Source organism: Allobosea sp. Tri-44 (genome assembly GCF_004123845.1).
Classification (GTDB): domain Bacteria; phylum Pseudomonadota; class Alphaproteobacteria; order Rhizobiales; family Beijerinckiaceae; genus Allobosea.
In genome coordinates this window covers 1-19,284 of sequence record NZ_NBDP01000036.1, presented here as the reverse complement: position 1 = coordinate 19,284, position 19,284 = coordinate 1, and the positions used below count along the sequence as shown (strand labels likewise).

The window sequence follows — 19,284 nt, the reverse complement described above, 5'->3', positions numbered from 1 at the left end:
CGCGACCGACTTCTGGCACATGAATTGCTGATCATCCCCGCAAGGGTGGTTCGCGCAATCGCGCTTCGGACCGCCGCCCGCCATTGCGATGGGAGACGGGGCAATGATGCTTCCGGCGCGGTTTCGTAGCTCGCATCGAGACCGCCAGACGGATCTCGACAGGCTCGGACCGCTGTACCGGCAACTCGGGCAGGCCCTTGCCGGGATTGAACGCGAATGCACCGGCCTATCTGGCCGGCTCGACGAGGCCCGTACCCGCGCGGCAGCGCTGATGGGCAATGAGGACGGAATCTATTTTGACCGTGAGCCGGCCGACGAGGCCAACCTGGTCGAGGCAGAGGCACAGATGATGGCGGCCTTCCGCCGGCTCGAGCAATTGCGGACGCAAAGGTCGATGCTCACCGCCTGGCGCGACGAGATCGAGGATACGGGCGTCGGCGGTGCGTTGCGCCAGTGGGCAGGGTCGGACGGATTGTTGACACGGTTTCTACGCGTGGTGCGGGCGCGGATAGCGGTGATCAGGCGTCTCTCCCGCTTCTCTGCCTGGATGCTCCTGATCGTCATCGTCTACGCGACGCTGTCTGGCGTCGAGCAGCGGCCATCGGTGGCGTGGCTGATGCCAGATGTCGAGCGCAGTCTTGCCTTCCTGGCCGCCGCGGCTGCGTTCGCACTCGGCTATCCCCGGCAGCGGATTGCGATCTTCACCATCGGTCTTGCCGCGGTCGTCTCGCTTGAGTTCGCCCAAGCATGGGCACCGACACGCCACGGCACCTTGCACGACGTCCTGGTCAAGGCCGTCGGGGTCAGCCTCGGCCTGCTGCTCGTCTCCGGTCTGGAGCGGCTCAAACAATCTGTGAGGGTCTCGTGAAGCTTGATCCCCTTACGCAGGCATCGGCAGTCGCCGCTGTACCCTCCACCGTCGTGAATATCGCCGGTACGATTGTGCCCATCGTGCTTTGTGGTGGAGCAGGATCGCGGCTCTGGCCCGCCTCGCGGGAAGCCTTTCCGAAACAGTTCATCTCGCTGCTCGGCGAGGAATCGATGTTCCAGCAGACGCTAGGCCGGATCCGGGATCCGCTGTTTCGCGCCCCGGTGATCGTCACCCATGACGATTTCCGCTTCCTGGTGCTGAGCCAGATGAAGCAGGTCGGGATGACCGGCGAGATCCTGCTCGAGCCGGCCCGCCGCGATTCCGGGCCGGCGATCGCCGCCGCCATAAGTTTCGTCCAGAAGCGCGATCCGCAAGCGCTCGTGCTCGTGCTCGCCTCCGACCATTTGATCGGCGACCTCACGGCGTTCCGCGCCGCGGTCGAGACCGCAGCGGCGGCTGCCACCCAGGGCCGGCTCGTGACGTTCGGCATCGTCCCGGACAGGCCCGCGACGGGCTATGGCTACATCCGGCCGGAACCGGGCAGCGAAGGAGCCCGCAAGGTGCTGAGCTTCGTCGAGAAGCCTGATGCGGCGACGGCGGCGGGCTATCTCGACGAGGGTTATCTCTGGAACAGCGGCATGTTCCTGTTCCGCGCCGACAGCTTCATGACCGAGCTCTCCAAGCACGAGCCGGCAATGGCGAGTGCGGCGACAGCAGCGGTGGCGGAGGCGCGCGAGGATATCGGCTTCCATCGTCTCGACGCCGAGCGCTTCGGCGCCGCGCCGCGCAAGTCGATCGACTACGCCATGATGGAGCGAACCGAGCTTGCCAGCGTCGTGCCTGCCTCTTTCGGTTGGTCGGATGTCGGCAGCTGGTCGAGCGTCTGGGAGGCTTCGGCGCGAGACGAGGCCGGCAATGCCGGCGGCGAGAATGTCGAATTCGTCGACAGCCGCAACTGCTATGTCCAGAGCAGCGGCCCGCTCACCGTGCTGGTCGGCATCGAGGATGCCGTCGTCATCGTCGAGAACGATGCGGTGATGGTGACGAAGCGCGACCGCGCCGAAGAGGTCAAGGGCGCCTTCGAGCGGCTCAAGGCCGAAGGGCATCCGGCTGCGGTGAGTTCCCGCCGGGTCCATCGGCCGTGGGGCTACTATCAGACGCTCGATCTCGGCGCGCGCTTCCAGGTCAAACGCATCGTCGTCGATCCAGGCCAGAAGCTGTCCCTGCAAAGCCATCACCATCGTGCGGAGCATTGGGTCGTGGTCCGCGGCATCGCGGAGGTGACGCGCGACGACGAGACCATCCTCGTGCACGAGAACGAGTCGATCTATCTGCCGATAGGCTGCGTCCACCGGATGGCCAACCCTGGCAAAATCCTGCTCGAGATCATCGAGGTGCAGTCCGGCTCTTATCTCGGCGAGGACGACATCGTCCGCTACGAGGACATCTATCGCCGGGTGTGAGAGGCAATCGCGGCCTCGTCAGGATGCTCCGGCGGGTTCGGCGTTCATCGCACCGCGCGGCTGCGGCTCGACGCGCCCGTCGGCCGCGAGCAGGGCTCGTGCATGCGCATGCACGACCTTGTCGAGGCTGAAGCGATCGATGTAGTCGGCCCGATGCTGCGCGTGGCGGCGCTCGGACACGGCATGGTCGTGGTAGTACACCATCGCGGCGACGAAGCCGGCCATATCCCCCAGCGCGACGAGACGGCCGATCCGCTCATCGATAATGATGTCGCTCGGTCCGAACTCGCAGTCGAAGGCGACCACCGGCAGCCCGAACCGCAGCGCCTCGCAAATGGCGAGCGACCAGCCTTCCCAGCGTGCGCCCGAGAGATAGATGTCGCTGCGCGAAAGCGGGATCGCCGGGCTGTCGGGATGATGTTCGATCGTCACCTTATCGGCGAGGCCGAGTTCGTCGATCAGGCTAAGGATCGTCGGCTCCTCTTCGCCATAGCCGACGAGGATCAGCTCGGCGCCCTCGCGTTTCTCGCAGAAGGCGGCGAAGGCGCGCAGCAGGATGTCGTAGCCCTTCTGGTAAGCGAAGCGGCCGACCGTGACGAAGCGAACCGGAGTGCCCACGGCAGGCGCCGGCACCGGCATGTCAAACGAGCGCACCGGATTGGGCACCCAGACATGTTCGACCCTGCTCGGATAGTCGTCCAGGAAGGCTTCGAGCTGGCGCGGCGAAGTGCCAAAGACGCGCACCAGTCGCGGCAGTACCAGGAACCGCATCGCCTCGAACAGCAGGCTCGCCTTGAACGAGCGACGCTCGAGCCTGGGATTTCCGTGGAGATAGAGGATGAAGCGGCGCCGGATGCCAAGGCAGCAGAGCCAGAACACCGCCGTCGACTCGACCTGCGGCACGACCACGAGGTCGAATTGCCCATTGGCGATCGTTCGCCGGACCCGGCGCAGCAGGTCGAACCGTCCCTTGGAGAAGCTCAGAATGACATCGTATGGCCGCGGCTGGCCGACGATCTGTTCGAAGGGCGAGGTGTAGAGGACGGAGACTTCGAGATCCTGCTCATATTTGGTGGCCAATGCCGAGCAGATCGAGTCGGTGACGCGCTCGATACCGGCGAACGACCGCGTCGGCGGCACGATGTAGAGAATCCTGGTCTTCCTGCCCGACATCGCGCTCCCGATCGCCATCGCCCCATGGCCGCCGGCTGGCCTGCTCTGCGGTACGGCTCTTGCAATGTCTGCGCCAAGGGGTGCTTCGCGCCGGTGGCGGGCACCATGCCGCCACTACGAACGGTGTCGGGATCGAAGCTTCAGTGGAGCGACGCATGACCGGTTCGACGTTCAAGATCGCGGTGATCGTCAACTGCTACAACTACGCCGAATATGTCGAGCGTGCGATCCGCAGCGTACTCGCGCAGAACCGCGGCGATTGCGAACTCGTCGTCGTCGATGACGGCTCGACGGACGCCTCATGGGAGGCGATCAGCCGGACGGGGGTCACCGCCTACCGGATCGAGAATAGTGGCCAGCGCCGGGCCTGCACCTTCGGTCTCGACCAGACGACGGCGCCGTTCGTGTTGTTCCTCGATGCCGACGACGAACTCGCTCCGGGCGCGCTCGATGCGATCGTCCCACATCTGCGACCGTCGATCGCAAAGGTGCAATTCTGCCTGAGCCGCGTCGACGGCGGCAGCACCTCCCTGGGCTCGACGGTCCCTGAACCCGAGCTGATTCGCCAGCCCGGCGACCTCCGGGAGCGCGTCCGCAGGACCGGCGTCTATATCAGCCCGCCGACCTCCGGGAACGTGTTCAGGCGCGATCTCTGCGAATTGCTGCGCGACGCCGACTATGACGATGCGGTTGACGGGATCATCATTCTCGCCGCCCCCTTCTTCGGTGAGGTCGTATCCCTCCCGGTGGAACTCGGGCTCTACCGTGTCCATAGCCGCAACATGTCGGGCGTGGGGCGCACGATCGACACTGACAAGATCGAACAGCATATGAAGCGCTTCGAACACCTGATCGACCATCTGAACATGGTCATGCCCAAGGATTCGAAATCACGCCAGCTCGATGTCAAACGAACATTCTTCTACCTGGAGAAGAAGCTGATCCTTGCCTCGATCAACGGAGAGGCCAATCGTTATTTTCAGCTTCCCAGGCTGATCGGGTCCGTCGCTCAAGAGTACTTCTCACTGCCCAAAAAACTCGTGCTTTCGCTATTTCATATCCTCGTCGCCCTTCTACCCGTCAGCATGTCTCGCCATCTCATCGAAATCCGCTACCGCCCCGAGCAGCGGTCGGCCCGCGCGCTTGCGAAGGCGCTGACCGGGGGCCTTGCATGAATTCCGGTCAGCATCTACCGACATCATAAGCCAGCTACCGGACTAGCTGACCTTGTTCGCTAGAACGGTCGCGAGATGGCGCAGCTCGGGGCAGCGAGGGCGTGTGCCCGCTTCTTGCCTTACGGACCGCCTCTATCGATCGATTGCGCGTCACGTTCCCAACTTCGTCATGCTCGCCCTTGTGGCGAGTATCCACGTCTTGGACACCGCGCTCGATCAGCGAAGGCGTGGATGGTCGGGACGAGCCCGACCATGACGAAGGGACGGCGCTCGAGCCCCCCGGAACCGTCCGCTGAGGCCTGCCTCAGAAGCCCTGCGGCAGCGTACCGGCCCCATAAAGTTCGCCTTGCCGCGGCGCGCTGCTGATGCCGGAGCGGACATAGGCTGGCCCGCCTTCGCGGGCCGGAGGCAGGCCAAGATCGAGCGTGCCACCGTCCGGCGGCGGTGCCGTCCGCACGACGCGCGTCCGCACCGGGGCCGGCTCCGAGACACCGACTGGCTCCTCGCGCGAGACGCAGCCGCCCAGCAGGGCGACGAGAACGGCGGCGGCGCCGAAACGATAGAAGTTCATGGTTTTTCCAATGCAGGGCGCAGCCCGCGGCGAGCGGGACGAGTCCGCCGCAACCTGCATGACTGGAACGGCCGACGCAAGCCGCCGGAAGGCGCTTTAGCGGTGCGTCAGACGCCGGTCGAAGCGCATCATCAGGGTGTTGCAGGTGACAGCAAAGACGGTCAGCAGCAGGGCGATCGCCATGATCGTATCGATCTGGCCGATATTGATCGCGCTCGTCAGCATGAAGCCGAGGCCACGCTGCGAGGCGAACATCTCGCCGATCAGCACGCCGAGCAATGTCAGCGAGAAGCCGAGCCGGACGCCGGAGATGATCTCGGGCAGGATCGCCGGCATGATCACGGTGAAGGCGTTCTGCGAGGGCGAGAGCCGCATCACCTGCGAGGTCCGGCGATAGACCGGCTTCATCTGGCGGATGGCGTTCATCGAGAACAGCGTGATCGGGATCAGCCCGTGCATCACGCCGAAAGCGATCTTGGCGGAGATGCCGAGGCCGAAGCAGAGCAGCACCAGCGGGTAGAGCACGACCTTGGGGATCGAGTAGAGCGTCGTCAGGATCGGCTCGGCGACATTGCCGGCGAGCTTGCGGACACCGAGCACGATGCCGAGCGTGATGCCACCGGCGAGCGAGATCGCGAAGGCGGCGACGAAGGCGCGCATCGTCTCGGAGACGTTGAGCCAGAACTCGCCGGTCGCGAGCAGGGCGGCGAGCTTCGCGACCGTCTGCACCGGGGAGGCCAGCGAGGAGGCGCCGACCAGCAGGTGCAGGCCCTGCCAGAGGACGATGAGGGCCAGGAGGACGAGGAGCGTACCGGCTGACCGTGGCATGAGAGCTGTCATGGCATCACCGCTGCCGGCGCGCCTGGAGGCGCCGATCGACAATGTTGAGGAGGGTGTTGACGATGGTGACGACGATGAGGACGAGCAGCATCAGCGCGTACATGTGCCCGTTCTCGAACAGGTTGTAGGCATAGGCGATCGCGTAGCCGACGCCGGCGCCCGACAGGATGAACTCCGAGGCGATGACACCGATGAAGGAGTAGGCGACCGAGAGCTTCACCCCGGTGAAAAGGTAGGGCATCGCCGCCGGCAACTCGATCAGCAGCGCGGTCTTCACCCGCGACATCCGGTAGATCTGGCCGGTCTTGCGCAGCACACGCGGGATGCGGTCGAGCCCGTTCAGCGTCGCGGTGATCATCGAGACGATGGCGAGCAGCACGGCGATCGCGATGATCGAAGCCGAGCCAACTCCGAAGAGCGTGATGAAGATCGGGTAGAAGACGAAGGTCGGGACGGCATAGTAGCTCGCCAGCAGCGGCTCGATCGCGTCGCGCAGGCTCGGCAGCGAGTAGATGATCACGCCGGCGGCGAAGCCGAGCAGCACCGACAGCACGGTCGAGATCGCGATATTGGTGAAGGTGATCTGGATATCGGCCGAGAACTGCCCGGAGGCGAGGATCTTGCCGAGCTCGACCACCATATCGGACGGGGCGATCATCACCATGCGCGGGATGATGCCGACGCGGCAGAGCGCCTCGACCAGCAGGATCATCGCGGTGACGACCGCAACGCGCAGCCATTTCTCGGACATGACTCAGGCCCTTCCGGCCGACATGATCTTCAGCGCCTCGATGCGCAGCTTTTCCCAGAGCCGGGCGGTGATGTCGCCGAAATGCGGCGTCGAGACGACGCGACTGTCGCGATCCCGTTCCCAGCCGGTCTCGACGAAGTCGATGAAGGTGCCGGGCCTTGTCGACATCACGCCGACGCGATCCGACAGCATCGCCGCCTCGTCAAGCGCGTGGGTGATGAGCAGCACGGTGGCGGAGGTCTCGCGCCAGAGCCGCAGCAATTCATCGCCCATCAGCAGGCGGGTCTGCTGATCGAGCGCGCCGAAGGGCTCGTCGAGCAGGATCAAGCGCGGCTGCAGGACCAGCGTTCGGGCGATACAGACGCGCTGGCGCATGCCGCCGGAGAGCTGCGCCGGGTAGGAGCCGGCGAAGTCCTTCAGCCCCATGAAACCGACGGCATAGTCGACACGCCGGGTGATCTCGGCCGGATCCATGCCGGCGCGCCGCAACCCGAAGGCGACATTGTCGCGGACGCTGAGCCAGGGGAACGACGCGTCCTCCTGGAAGACGACGCCGACACCATCGGGCACGCCCCTGATCGGCTTGCCCTCGAACTCGGCCGTTCCGGCTTGCGGCTCGCTCAGGCCGGCGAGGATGTCGAGCAGGGTCGACTTGCCGCAGCCGGACGGGCCGACCACCGAGAAGAACTCGCCCTTGGCCAGGTCGAGATCGACCGGGCCGAGAGCATGCAGGGTCGACTTCGGCAGTTCGAAGACCCGGGTGACGCCACGCAGCCTGGCATGGACTTCACCGATGGCGTTATGGGGCGCGAGCGGCACGATCTTGGCCCCCGATGCCGCGCTCATTGCTTCGCCTGCAGGTCGGCCGGCAGATAGGACTTGTCGAGGACAGTCGACCAGTCGACATCGGCCTTGACCTCGCCGATCAGCTTGAGACCCTCGACCATGAGGTTGAGCTCGGCGACGCTGAACTCGCCCTCGCTCCACATCTTCGGCGGGATCATGTTGTCGACCGCTTCCTTTGCGATGGCCGGCTCGAGCTTGTAGAGCTTCTCGATGACCTTGGCGGTTTCGGCCGGGTCCTTGTAGATCGCCAGCACCCCGGCACGGCGGCCGGCGATGATCGCCTTGAGCTTCTCGGGATTCTCCTGCGCGAATTTGCGCGTGGTGATGCCGACCGAGGTGGTCATCGGCTTCAGGATGTCGCCGGCCTTGTAGAGCGTCCGGTACTTGTCCTTGCGGATGATCGAGAGCGGCTCGATCAGCACCGAGCCGACGACCGCGTTCTGCTCGAGCATGGTCAGGGCCGGCACATAGCCGCCGGCCGCGACACGCTGGACCTTGCCCTGATCGACGCCCTTCTCGCGCAGCACCATCAGCAGCAGCATCTCGGAGACCGATTTCGGCGAGGTGATCGCGACCTTCTTGCCGGCGAGATCCTCGACGCTCTTGAGCGGTGAGTCCGGCATGACGACCATCGAGGCCTCGGCGACGCTGCGCGTGCCGGTGTTGACGATGATCAGGTCGAGGCCCTGCGCCTTGGCGGCGAGCGCGGCGGAGACGGCGACCTCACCATAAGGTGTCGCGCTGGCGAGAATGTTGCGGACCGTGGTGCCGCCGCCGCCCGAGCCGATGATGCCGGTGATGTCGATGCCGGCCTGCTTGAACAGACCCTTCTCCATTGCCACCGCATAGGGCGCGCCATAGAGGCTCGCGCCCCATTGAGTGACGGAAATCTCCTCGGCGCGCGCTGGCGCCTGCCAAGTGAGCACGGCCGCAGCGGCCATGGCCGCAAGACGGTTGAACGAAGTCAGGCCAAGCCAAGCGGTCATGTCACTCTCCCATTGAGGCACGCCGCCGATCGTTATCGTTGCAGCTGGCCGGACGTTCGCGTCCAAATTTCATTTGTATACAAACAACGATCTCAGCGGATCTGAAGCTTGTCAAGCGATTTGAGATCGACGACTTGCAAACTGCCGGCGGCAGCAGGGAAGCGAGACTATCGCGCACAAACCCGTTCGCAACTGCGAAGTGAGGCCGGGCTCAAATCGCCGCATGCGGCGCAGATTGAGCGTAAAATGAAAGGCTTGGAGCAAATGTTGGCCCACCCGCGCCGAAGCATAAAGTACAAGGCGCCCCAACGCCGATTGGCGACACCTGCGGACTGTCGACCACCGCCTTCTGGATTGGCAGCCTCACTTCATTTGTATGCAAATAATTGCCGAGCGCTTTCCGCCGCCAGTTACCCTCACCATCCGTTGCGGATTTCAGGGGCAAGCCTCGTTCCGATCCGACCGCTCCCGACTCGACTCGGACGTTACGATAAGCAACCATAAGTTGCCGCCGGTTGCAGGAGCCGTCAGCCGCGGCTGGGGGACGGGGATGGGGGCTCAAGCTTGGCCGCAAGCCGATACAGGCCAGGCGCCCGCGCTCGGCCTGCCCGCTGAGATCGCGTTTCTGGCTGATCACGGCGTGCCGCCCGCACAGCTGCGGGAGGCCGCGCGGCTGTCGGAGCGCATCGGCGTCTCTCCAAGCCGGCAGGTGATCGCATCTGGTCTCGTCAGCGAAGAGCTGTTCTACCGGGCGCTGGCCGCCGATCTCGGGCTGCGTTTCCAATCCCGCCCACCGCCCTTGCAGTCCGGCGGCGACGTTTCGGCAATCCTGCGCGAAGGTATGGCCGCGACGATCGCTCGCCCTGAAAACCCGGTGCGATTTGCGGTCGCGCCTCCACCTGGGCCTGCGTTGCGCCACTTCCTCGCAGCGAAGCCCTATGCTCGTCAGGATATCGTGGTTCTGACGCCGACAACGCTGGCGGCCGAGTTGCGGCGCGCCAATGCCGGAACGTTGGCACGCGAGGCAGCCTGGGTGGACGAGGCGGGGCTTCAGCGCTTCAGTGCCAGAACCGGCATGAGCTGGGTCCAGAAGGTTCTGGCCTTCGGCCTCGTCGGCTTCCTTGCCGCGATCGGCTTGCTCGCACCGGTCGCGACACTGATCGGCACGGCCCTGACGCTGGGGCCGCTCTTCTTCGCCACCGTGGTCCTGCGGCTCGCGGCCCTGATCGAGAAGCCGGCCGCAGACCTCTGGCACGAGCCTCGCTGGCAGATCGACGACGGCCGATTGCCGGTCTACACCGTCGCCGTCCCGATCTTCGGCGAGGAGGCCGTGCTCGATCAGTTGATCGAGGCACTGTCGGCCATCGACTATCCCGCCGCCAAGCTCGACATCCGAATCCTCGTCGAGGAGGTCGACTGGAGCCTGCGCCGCACCCTCGCGGCGCGCGAGCTTGCGCCATTCATGCAGGTCGTGGTCGTGCCGCGTGGGCTTCCGCAAACCAAGCCGCGCGCCCTCAACCTGGCGCTCGCCGAGGCACGCGGCCAGCTGTTCACGATTTTCGACGCCGAGGATGTTCCCGATCCGCGGCAACTACGCCTGGCCGCAGCCCGCTTCCTGCGCTCGGAAGCCGAGTTGGTCTGCCTGCAGGCCCGTCTCGTGATCGATAACCCCGATGACAGCTGGCTCAGCGGCTGCTTCGCGCTCGAATATGCCGGGTTGTTCGACGTGCTCAATCCCGGCCTGCTGCAATCCGGCCTGCCGATCATGCTCGGCGGCACCTCGAACCATTTCCGGACCGAAGCGCTGCGACGGATCGGCGGCTGGGACCCCTGGAATGTCACGGAGGATGCCGATATCGGCTTTCGCCTTGTCCGCGCCGGCGGCTACATCGCCGACCTGCCCTGCCGCACGCTCGAAGAGGCCCCGCATGCTCTACCCGCCTGGCTGAAGCAGCGCCGGCGCTGGCTCAAGGGCCACCTGCAGACTCTGATCAGCCATCTGTTGCAGCCGGGCCGCCTCCTGCGCGAGGCCGGCTTTGCTGCCGCCCTGACCTTTTTGGCGCTGGTGCTGGGGACCCTGATCGGAACGCTCCTCTACCCGGTGTTCATCGCGACAACGGTGGTAGCGGTTTTCGACGGCTCGCTGCTCTCGCCGGGCAGTTCACTGGAACTCATGCTTTCCGCGCTCGCGCTGGGACTGGCCGGAAGCGGAATCTGTGCAGCTTTCCTCGTGCCCGCGCTCGGCGCCTGGCGACGCGGCGCGGCCGATCTATGGCGCTGGCTTCCGGCCCTGCCGATCTACTATCTGCTCGCCTCGCTGGCAGGCTGGCTCGCGCTCTACGACTATGTCCACGACCGCTTCGGCTGGCACAAGACGGCGCACGGCCTCGCGCGTTCCTCGCGCTATCGCAATCGGGCGCAGCCCGCCACGCCTGGAGACCGTTTCGCCGATCCGATGGATTCGATCTGATCGGATCCGGCTCTACAGATGGCGCAGCCATTCCTGCGCCGCCTCTGCTGGCGGGCGTTCGATATTAAAAGCGCCGACGAAGCCGCCGTTCTTATCCATCAGATAGACCAGGGCGGTATGGTCCATGGTGTAGTCGCCGTCTTTCAGCGGCACCTTGCGGGAATAGGCACGGTAGGCCTTGATCGCCGCGTCGATGGCGGCGCGCTCGCCGGTCAGCCCGACGATGCGCGGGTCGAAGGAGCCGAGATAGCTCTTCATCGTCTCGGCCGTGTCGCGCTCCGGATCGACCGTGACGAAGAGCGCCTTGAGCTTTTCGCCCTTGGCTCCGGCCGCCCGCAGCACCTCCGAAATCTCGAACAGCTTGGTCGGGCAGATGTCGGGGCAATGGGTGAAGCCGAAGAAGACCAGGAAGGGCGCGCCGCGCAGATCCTTGTCGGTCAGCGTCCTGCCCTCGGCGGTGGTCAGGGTGAACGGCCCGCCGACGCTCGAAGCGAGACTCTGCCCACCCTGACGGGAGCCGGGCGCGAAGGTGATGAAGGCGGCGGCGGCGAGCGCGGCGGCGCCCAGCACGAAGACCAGCAAAGGCAGGAGCAGGCGGCGGTTCACGGGGGACATCCTCGAATGCGGACGAAGCGCCGCTCAGAAGCAGGCGAGGAGCGCGGCGATCAGCCCGTCTGTGAACAGACGATCGCCCTCGCGCCACCACAGCAACAAGCCTGCCAGCAGCAAGAGGCCGAAGCCGCCGCCGAGCAGCCAGAGCCCGAAGCGGGGGCTTGGCGCCGCATCCTGCGTCTCGACCTGTTGAGGTGCGCTCATCGGGACAATCTAGCGCCGGCTGGGTTCGTCCGGAAGCGGCGTTCGTGCCGCAGGGGTAAGCATGCGATGAACAGCCGCCATCTTATTAAGGCCACCCGAGACCGTCTCATAGCCGGCGTAGCGTGGATATTCGCTGCTCGAAGTGCCACTCGATATAGGGGAAGGCGACATCGTCCGGGACACGGTCGAAGACGCGGCCGGCGACGGCTAAGATCTTGGGTCGAAGTGGACCGAGCGCCTGCAACAGCACCTCGCTCACGGCCGCCGCCCGGATCTCCAGCGGGATTTTTGTCGAACCGGCGCTGCAGCGCCTTCGCTCCCTTCGCCATCGGCAAGAACTCCAGCAGCGCGGGCAAGCTTCGCGTAGGCGGTCAGGATCAGCTTGGGGCTGCCCGGCTTGTAGGCGACGAAGCCACCTGGGAACGGGCAGTCGAAGTCGCGGGCGAAAATTACGCGAGGCATGTTGGGTATTGTGCCAAGCCTAGAGGTGCTAGGCGTTGGATCATCTCAGCAATCGACGGACATCCTCGATGACGTCGCGGGTCTGCGGCCCGTTATCGCTGACTTTGGGGTTGTCGAGCAGCCCAACAATCTTTGGCCGCAGCGACTTCAGCACCTCTTTATCCGCCAGTTTCAGGAATGAGAGGACATTTATCACGCCGCGAGCATTGTCGGCTTCCCTGCCGGCATAGTCGAGCATCTTTGACACTGCCGCAACATCAGATCGCGAAGACGCGAGAAGATTGCTATATGCAAACGAGCGCTCGTCTTTGCTCTCGCTGAATAGGTAACCGATCTGGGATTCGATAACATCGCCTCGAACTGCATTCGCAGTTGGAGATAATTTTTGCTTTTGGACAATTGTTGCGTCGTCCCTAGCGGGAGAGGCAGACGTGACGCTGATTTGATTAACCGGGACAGTCGCCTCAGGACGCGTTTTCAAAGCTGACGGAATTTCTGGTGTAGCCGATGCCTGGCCGTATCCTTCCAATATCGCAGCGATACGAAGTGATCTCGGTGGATGTGTTGACGAACCATTCACTGGCTGCCGCGCAACAGTCTTCTTGGCATCTTCCGCCGACCCACCGAGAAGTTTGATCACTCGCCCCGCAAACTTGTCAGCTTCGTACTCGCGAAGCCAGTGGCCCAGCTCATCCTCAATCGTGTGATTGTTTAGGTGGTGACCGATTTCATGTGAAATGACCCCGATTTTGCTCCAATGCTGCTTGTCGACATACTCATCAAGCCAGACAGCGCTGATATAGACGACGCGACGGCGCTGGGCGTCGATGGTAGCGCAAGCATTCGGCACTTCGGATGTATGATGCACGTTGATGTCGCGGGTGATCCCGACAATGTCGAGAATCGACCGGGCAATCTTTTGCAGCTCCTCTGATTGCGCTCGCAACTCAGCTGACGCAAACGGCGATGCCACGATCTTGAATTCCAAAGGAAATGGGACATCCGGTTGGAACACATTGATGCACGGATTATCCAGTTTGACGGCTGTCTGGGCGGGTGCGCTCTGTGGGACCGCCAATACTCCCGCGGCGATAAGTAGGGCGTATTTCATTGGATTTCACCTCAAGGCCCATTGGACCGCGTAGGCGATATTCGTCGAAAGCTGCGAGGCTTTCAGGAGCAAATTCTTCTCATCGTCAGGGCAGGTAAGCTCTGACATCTCCAGCACCCCCTTGAATAGGGATACGTTGAACCGCCGGTAGGCATAATATTCCTGCAGGGCGCGCGTATAGCTGTCGCGCATAAAGCGCTCAGCATCCTTGCCCAGGGTGATGGCGAGCGCCAACGCTATCCCGTGCATACCCTTTTCGTCCTTGTCACCCTGGTATCCAACGCTTGGCCCAAGGGAACAAGGTGTAACGCTTGCGTCGGTGTGAAGGCTTAGGAATATCTTTGACTTCAAACCCTTCGTATAATCATCGGCGCTAACAAGCAATGTCGAGATCGTCTTGCCCTGGAATTTAAGCTCTTGAAGCTTACGATAGAGTCCGACGCCGACAAGCGCGGCCATTTGTTGCTCGTTGACGAACTTTCCTTGCCCTCCGGTGCGCCCCTGTTTGCGCGGATAGTGGCCGAGCTGAATGATGATGTCGTATGTCTTGGCGAGATCACCTTGCTCCACAGGCGCAGCAGAATGAGCCGCTTTGGCGCGATTGGCCCAAAACTGAACGTCACTATCGGAAAAACTCAGGACCGTCGCGGTTCGTAGCTCAGAAACGACCGGAAGGTTCAAAGCTTCGCGGGCCTCTGAAGATGAAAGTCGTTCGGTTTGCAGCTGCTCACTTTCCTCTTCGAGCGGACTTGCCGTTGCGGCATGCACTTGAATCATGAGGAAAAATGCCAACGAAACGCGGATCAGCATGACAATCACCGGATGTTTTGGCTTTCGATTTACAAATCTTATATCTGCGGTTGCATCAGAGTCTAGATTGATACTTCAAAATGGTGATATATTACGAAAAGTAAGGCGAAATGGTTATAGAGCTACCCCTTCCTCGATCAGCATCTCGATCTCTGCATTGTCCGGCGTCCGGATGATCGACCGGATTTGGCAGGCTTTGTCCTTGTATGGACCGCGCACGAAGACTACCCGGCTATCAGCCCCGATCGCCGCCATGCCAGCCGAACGCAGCTCGGTTATCGTCCCTGCATCGAGCTCTCCAGCCGGCCGGCCTCAAGCTGCTCGTGCCCGAACTTCGGCCGGAACACGGCCCAGACCATGACCTGAACCGTCCAGTTCTCCGGCAACGAATTGCTGTAGCCATCGTCATCGCCAGGCACGCGGCGTTCGAAGCGCACGCGATGGCTACGCTGGCCTGCGGCTAGCATCAGACCGGCCAAACCTTGTAGAGGCTGAGCAGGCGCTCGACGGTCACGCTCATGTTGACCGGGGGCCGAGCACCGTGTGCGACGTTTGCCCGGTTCTCGAAAAGGTCGCCGATCATCAGTCTCATCGCGGCAGTGACAGGCGCCGGCCCGGCTTCATGCCCAGCCGTATAGGTCACCGCACCGGACTGGGCCCGACCCGACCGAAGGCCACGCAACCCCGCCGCGCGGCGCCCCCTCGTCCCCGTACAAGGCATAATCCTCGGCTGCGGCCGTCTGCTCGCTACCATCCGGCCCGATGTAATGTACGGAATCGACTGAGATGACAGGCCCGAACGCCTCTCGCGGTGCCATTGGAAACAGTCGGGCGGTCGCCAAGGCGCGAGTCGCGCTGCTAAGCGGCGAGAACAGCCACTGAACAGGCATAGGGAATGCGAGTCTAGCGGTAAGCCGCCACAACTAGCTGAGCTTCAAAGGAAATTTGGAGCGGGCGATCGGGATCGAACCGACGACATTCAGCTTGGGAAGCTGACGTTCTACCACTGAACTACACCCGCGTTCCTGCCCGTATAGCCGGGCCGGGCTGCCGGCCGCAAGCCGGCCGACCCGAGATTTCCGACCGTGGAACAGAAAACCGCGCCGGGCCCCTGTCGCCCGGCGCGGCTTGGTTCAGACGCGGAACGCCTTACCAGCAGCCGTAATAGCCACAGCCGCCGTAGCCGTAGTAGCCGTAGCTGCGCCGGGAGGACGCCGCGATGACCGCGCCGCCGACGGCACCGGCGACGACGCCGGCCGCGACCGCGTTGCTGGCCTGGGCGTTGGAGCGACGGAAGCTCTGGAAGACCTCGCTGCGGCAGCGCTCGAAGGCGCGGGTGCCGGGGCGATGGCCGGCATCGATGCAGACCTGGTCGGACTCGGCCGCCGATTGCTCGACGGACTGGCAGCCGGCGAGGCCGGCGGCAAGAACGCCGGCAATGATGAGGGCGCGCATGAGAAATCCTTTCCCTGTAGACGTTTGGCTAGAAAAGCCTTGGAGCGGGAGGCCGTCAACTGCGCCCCGCCGGTGACACGAGCATGAACACGCCGCAGCCCTGGGGCCGGCGGCGTCCTCCGCGCTTGCTGCCATCTGACACGGAATCGCCACCATGTCGCCTCGAAGGTTGCCGCTCGGGTAACATTCGCTGGCAAAACAGGAATCTGCGGCTAACGAAGACTTGAGCCGACCGCGCAGAGCGAGCGGATCTTGCAGCCGGGCTAGCTGCGGAAATGCTTGGAGAGCTTCAGCGCCTGGCCCTGATAATTCGAGGTGCCGATCGCCCCGTAGAGGGCGTCCGGCTCGGCCGCCATGCGCTCGAAAGCGAGGCGCCCGACCACTTGCCCGTCCTCGAGGAGGAAAGGCACTTCGTGGCTCCTGACCTCGAGTACGCCACGACTGCCTGGCATGCCGTCCGTGCCGACGCCGAAGCCTGGGTCGAAGAAGCCGGCATAATGCACGCGGAACTCGCCCATGGCAGGGTCGATCGGCGCCATCTCGGCGGCGAAGGCCGGCGGGATATGCAGCCGCTCCTTGGAGGCGAGGATGTAGAACTGATGGGGATCGAGGATGAGCCGCTTGCGCTTGGCCGGGATCGGCGTCCAGAAATCGTCGATCTCGTAGGCGGCGATCCGGTCGACATCGATGACGTCGGTGAAGCGCTGGGCCTGATAGCCGATGATCTCACCCTCGGCATCGCCGAGATGGATGCTGAACAAGAGGCCGTTGCGGATCGCGGCCGGCCCATCGACGAGCGCTGTGCGGCGATGGACCTCGCGCAGCTCGCGATCGGAGACGCGAAAACCCTCCGCCTCCTCCTGGCCGGAGCTGCGACGGCGAAAACGCAACTGGTTGAGGCGGCTGCCCTTGCGGACCTTGATCGAGAAGCTCGACGGCGAGATCTCGGCGTAGAGCTTGCCGGAATAGCCGCCGGCGACACTGTCGAAGGCCTCGCTGCGATCGGCGATCAGGCGGGTGAAGACATCGAGCCGGCCGGTCGAGCTCTTCGGGTTGGCGAAGGCGGAGATGGTCGCCGGCAATTCGTGCAGCGACTCCATCAACTCGACGACATAGACGCAGTTCTTCTCGAGGATCGCGCCCTCCTCGAGCGAGACCTCGTCCTGGGTCAGATCGGCAAGCATCTGCGCGACGCTCTTGTTCGGCCCCGGCAGGAAGCTGGCGCGGACACGATAAGCCTTGTGGCCGAGCCGCAGGTCTAGGCTCGCCGGTTGGTATTGGCTCTCGGCGAAGGCGCCCGAGGTCGAGCGGACCATGCCGCGATGGACGAGCTTGCGGATGTCCTGGCGCGGCAGCACGCCGGATGGTCCGGCGAGCGAAGCCGGCGCGGTCGCGATCTCGGCCAGCATGTCGGGCGATGTCGCCATGGCGCTATCAGACCACCTTGTACAATGCGGCGCAAAGCGAAGTCCGCCGCGAGATTGATCGTCCTTCTTGCCGCGGCGGCACGCTGCTGGCGAGTCCGGCAGCGGGTTGTCCACATGCCCGCTCGCCCCCTGGACTGGCGCGCAACTACAACCGCTGGGCGGCATTGACGCTGCGCCGCGCCGAGTCATAACAAGGCCTCCCCCGTCGCGCCGGCACGGAACCGCGATCATGTACCAGGCCGAAACGCATGGCGTGCGCGTCACCGCATCGCCCAAGTTCATGGACGCTGAGTCCACGCCCGACCAGAGCCGCTATTTCTGGGCCTACACGATCGAGATCGAGAACCGCTCGCCGCGTACCGTCCAGTTGATGACGCGCCACTGGTTCATCACCGACGGCCGCGGCGAAGTGCACGAGGTCCGCGGCGATGGCGTGATCGGCCAGCAGCCGGTGCTGCAACCGGGCGAACGCTTCAGCTATACCTCGGGCTGCCCGCTGATGACTCCGGACGGCAGCATGCGCGGCTTCTACGCCATGCTCGGCGAGGACGGCGTGATCTTCGATGTCGAGGTCCCGCTCTTTCCGCTCGACTCGCCCTATGTGAAGAAGGTCCTGCATTGAACACCACGACCCCGACCGGGCAGCGCTATCAGCCGCTCGACATGCTCGCCCGCCTCGTCGCCTTCGACACGGTGAGCCACAAATCCAATCTCGAGCTGATCGCCTTCGTCGAGGACTACCTCACGGGCTGGGGCGTGCCGTCGGCACGTTTTCCGAACGAGACCGGCGACAAGGCCGCGCTCTTCGCGACGATCGGCCCGCAGGACAAGGGTGGCATCGTCCTTTCCGGCCATACCGATGTCGTGCCGGTCGAGGGTCAGGCCTGGTCGCGCGATCCGTTCACGCTGCATGTCGAGAACGGCCGCGCCTATGGTCGCGGTTCGGTCGACATGAAGGGCTTCGTCGCGCTGGCGCTGGCGCTGGTGCCGGATTTCCTCGCGGCAGACCTCAGGACGCCGATCCACCTGTTCTTCTCCTATGACGAGGAGGTGACCTGCCTCGGCGTGGTCGATGGCATTGCTGCGATGGGCAAGAGCCTGCCGCGACCGCGCGCCGTCATCGTCGGCGAGCCGACCTCGCTCGAACTCGCCGACGCGCATAAGGGCATCCGCACCTTCTTCACCACGATCACCGGCTTTGCGGCGCACTCCTCGAAGCCGCATCTCGGCGCCAGCGCCGTCCATGCCGGGACGCGGCTCGCCGCCGGCCTCGTCGCCATAGCCGATGAGCATGAAGGCCGCCTCGACGAGAGCGGTCGTTTCGATCCGCCCTACGACACCGTCCATATCGGCAAGTTCCATGGCGGCATCGCCCGCAACATCCTGGCCGATCGCTGCGATCTCGCCTGGGAGGTGCGCACGCTGCCGGGCTCGGACCCCGAGGCGGTGCCGGCTCGCTTCACAGCGCTGTCGCAGGAGGTGCTGGCGCGCATGCGCAGGACCGCGCCATCGGCGGCGATCGAGACGGTGATGAGCTCGGACGTGCCGGGCCTCGCGCCCGATCCCGGCTCCGAGGCCGAGACGCTGGTGATGCGTCTCGCTGGGCGCAACAGCACGATAGCCGTCGCCTACGCGACCGAGGCCGGGCATTTCCAGCGCGCGGGACTGCCGACCATCGTCTGCGGCCCGGGCTCGATCGACCAGGCGCACCAGCCGGACGAGTACATCACGCTGGAGCAGTTCGCTGCGGGTGAGGCGTTCATGCGGCGGCTGCTGGAGGAGTGCCGGGCGTAGATCGCACCTTCACCGAAAAGAGCGCGGGGAACCCTCTCCTGTAAGGAGAGGGCAGGGTGAGGTCTAGGCCGTTTGACCAGTTCCGCGAGGCCCGACCGCGCGGTGGCGGTTCAAGCCAACGTTTGCAGTCCGAACACCTTGTAACTCTGATTTTGCCTCATCTGCTACACTGGCGGGTGCGGTGGCAGGCGGAAGACCGACGACCCTCAGGGACAGCAAGCCCGTGGGTGAGCCAGGGTCTTCGCCTGCCGATCCATCGACCC

The 19,284-nt window shown here is 64.2% G+C and carries 20 protein-coding genes and 1 tRNA gene; 6 read left to right on the top strand and 15 right to left on the bottom strand.

The features are described from left to right. The first annotated feature begins 103 nt into the window (after positions 1 to 103). Complete coding sequence (locus tag B6S44_RS29935) at positions 104 to 868, top strand: hypothetical protein (protein ID WP_248309694.1); 765 nt, start codon at positions 104 to 106, stop codon at positions 866 to 868. Next, positions 865 to 2,334, top strand: a complete 1,470-nt coding sequence (locus tag B6S44_RS21450; RefSeq protein ID WP_349236382.1) for a mannose-1-phosphate guanylyltransferase/mannose-6-phosphate isomerase — start codon at positions 865 to 867, stop codon at positions 2,332 to 2,334. The genes B6S44_RS29935 and B6S44_RS21450 overlap by 4 nt, the downstream gene beginning before the upstream one ends. Positions 2,335 to 2,352: 18 nt before the next feature. Here B6S44_RS21450 and B6S44_RS21445 read toward each other — a convergent pair whose 3' ends face one another. Continuing rightward, on the bottom strand, positions 2,353 to 3,525 hold the full coding sequence (locus tag B6S44_RS21445; protein WP_129158926.1) for a glycosyltransferase: 1,173 nt from the start codon (positions 3,523 to 3,525) through the stop codon (positions 2,353 to 2,355). A 137-nt stretch (positions 3,526 to 3,662) separates the two neighbouring features. On the opposite strand from B6S44_RS21445, the gene B6S44_RS21440 reads away from it, so the two are divergent. Then, positions 3,663 to 4,682, top strand: coding sequence for a glycosyltransferase family 2 protein (locus tag B6S44_RS21440; RefSeq protein ID WP_129158925.1), 1,020 nt, complete (start codon positions 3,663 to 3,665; stop codon positions 4,680 to 4,682). A 304-nt stretch (positions 4,683 to 4,986) separates the two neighbouring features. Here the strand turns inward: B6S44_RS21440 and B6S44_RS21435 are convergent, their stop codons facing one another. From B6S44_RS21435 to B6S44_RS21415, 5 genes are all read right to left on the bottom strand, one after another. After that, on the bottom strand, positions 4,987 to 5,253 hold the full coding sequence (locus B6S44_RS21435; protein ID WP_129158924.1) for a hypothetical protein: 267 nt from the start codon (positions 5,251 to 5,253) through the stop codon (positions 4,987 to 4,989). 96 nt (positions 5,254 to 5,349) lie between these two features. Beyond that, a complete protein-coding gene (locus tag B6S44_RS21430; protein ID WP_206735215.1) occupies positions 5,350 to 6,093 on the bottom strand; it encodes an ABC transporter permease in 744 nt (247 codons plus the stop codon). Between the two features lie 4 nt (positions 6,094 to 6,097). Beyond that, complete coding sequence (locus B6S44_RS21425; RefSeq protein WP_129158922.1) at positions 6,098 to 6,844, bottom strand: ABC transporter permease; 747 nt, start codon at positions 6,842 to 6,844, stop codon at positions 6,098 to 6,100. Positions 6,845 to 6,847: 3 nt separating this feature from the next. Then, on the bottom strand, positions 6,848 to 7,690 hold the full coding sequence (locus B6S44_RS21420) for an ABC transporter ATP-binding protein (protein WP_129158921.1): 843 nt from the start codon (positions 7,688 to 7,690) through the stop codon (positions 6,848 to 6,850). After that, positions 7,687 to 8,676: an ABC transporter substrate-binding protein gene (locus B6S44_RS21415; RefSeq protein WP_206735214.1), complete on the bottom strand. Its 990-nt coding sequence runs from the start codon at positions 8,674 to 8,676 to the stop codon at positions 7,687 to 7,689. Before B6S44_RS21415 ends, B6S44_RS21420 begins: the two co-directional genes overlap by 4 nt. A 550-nt stretch (positions 8,677 to 9,226) precedes the next feature. On the opposite strand from B6S44_RS21415, the gene B6S44_RS21410 reads away from it, so the two are divergent. Further along, positions 9,227 to 11,146 carry a glycosyltransferase gene (locus tag B6S44_RS21410; RefSeq protein WP_164985913.1) on the top strand — a complete coding sequence of 640 codons (1,920 nt, stop codon included), beginning with the start codon at positions 9,227 to 9,229 and terminating at the stop codon, positions 11,144 to 11,146. 12 nt (positions 11,147 to 11,158) lie between these two features. Here the strand turns inward: B6S44_RS21410 and B6S44_RS21405 are convergent, their stop codons facing one another. From B6S44_RS21405 to B6S44_RS21375, 9 genes are all read right to left on the bottom strand, one after another. Beyond that, a complete protein-coding gene (locus B6S44_RS21405; RefSeq protein ID WP_129158919.1) occupies positions 11,159 to 11,761 on the bottom strand; it encodes an SCO family protein in 603 nt (200 codons plus the stop codon). Between the two features lie 24 nt (positions 11,762 to 11,785). Further along, positions 11,786 to 11,962 (bottom strand): hypothetical protein, encoded by a 177-nt coding sequence (locus tag B6S44_RS29455; protein ID WP_164985912.1) that lies wholly within the window; start codon positions 11,960 to 11,962, stop codon positions 11,786 to 11,788. A gap of 106 nt (positions 11,963 to 12,068) precedes the next feature. Beyond that, a complete protein-coding gene (locus B6S44_RS29450) occupies positions 12,069 to 12,221 on the bottom strand; it encodes a gp17 family tail completion protein (RefSeq protein ID WP_164985911.1) in 153 nt (50 codons plus the stop codon). A 243-nt stretch (positions 12,222 to 12,464) separates the two neighbouring features. Then, positions 12,465 to 13,535: a M48 family metalloprotease gene (locus B6S44_RS21400; RefSeq protein WP_129158918.1), complete on the bottom strand. Its 1,071-nt coding sequence runs from the start codon at positions 13,533 to 13,535 to the stop codon at positions 12,465 to 12,467. A gap of 6 nt (positions 13,536 to 13,541) precedes the next feature. Next, on the bottom strand, positions 13,542 to 14,345 hold the full coding sequence (locus B6S44_RS21395; protein ID WP_129158917.1) for a hypothetical protein: 804 nt from the start codon (positions 14,343 to 14,345) through the stop codon (positions 13,542 to 13,544). Between the two features lie 275 nt (positions 14,346 to 14,620). Beyond that, positions 14,621 to 14,812 carry a phage head completion protein gene (locus tag B6S44_RS21390; RefSeq protein ID WP_129158916.1) on the bottom strand — a complete coding sequence of 64 codons (192 nt, stop codon included), beginning with the start codon at positions 14,810 to 14,812 and terminating at the stop codon, positions 14,621 to 14,623. A 479-nt stretch (positions 14,813 to 15,291) separates the two neighbouring features. Then, a tRNA-Gly gene (locus B6S44_RS21385) sits at positions 15,292 to 15,366 on the bottom strand. A gap of 128 nt (positions 15,367 to 15,494) precedes the next feature. Further along, positions 15,495 to 15,800 carry a hypothetical protein gene (locus tag B6S44_RS21380; protein WP_057189429.1) on the bottom strand — a complete coding sequence of 102 codons (306 nt, stop codon included), beginning with the start codon at positions 15,798 to 15,800 and terminating at the stop codon, positions 15,495 to 15,497. A gap of 263 nt (positions 15,801 to 16,063) precedes the next feature. Further along, the gene (locus B6S44_RS21375) at positions 16,064 to 17,227 is read right to left on the bottom strand and encodes a 2'-deoxycytidine 5'-triphosphate deaminase (RefSeq protein ID WP_282568198.1); all 1,164 of its coding nucleotides are present in this window, start codon (positions 17,225 to 17,227) and stop codon (positions 16,064 to 16,066) included. Between the two features lie 229 nt (positions 17,228 to 17,456). On the opposite strand from B6S44_RS21375, the gene apaG reads away from it, so the two are divergent. Together apaG and argE are read left to right on the top strand one after the other, a co-directional pair. Continuing rightward, positions 17,457 to 17,849 (top strand): Co2+/Mg2+ efflux protein ApaG, encoded by a 393-nt coding sequence (apaG, locus tag B6S44_RS21370; protein ID WP_129158915.1) that lies wholly within the window; start codon positions 17,457 to 17,459, stop codon positions 17,847 to 17,849. Between the two features lie 41 nt (positions 17,850 to 17,890). Next, a complete protein-coding gene (gene argE, locus B6S44_RS21365) occupies positions 17,891 to 19,021 on the top strand; it encodes an acetylornithine deacetylase (protein ID WP_129159087.1) in 1,131 nt (376 codons plus the stop codon). The last annotated feature ends 263 nt before the right edge of the window (positions 19,022 to 19,284 follow it).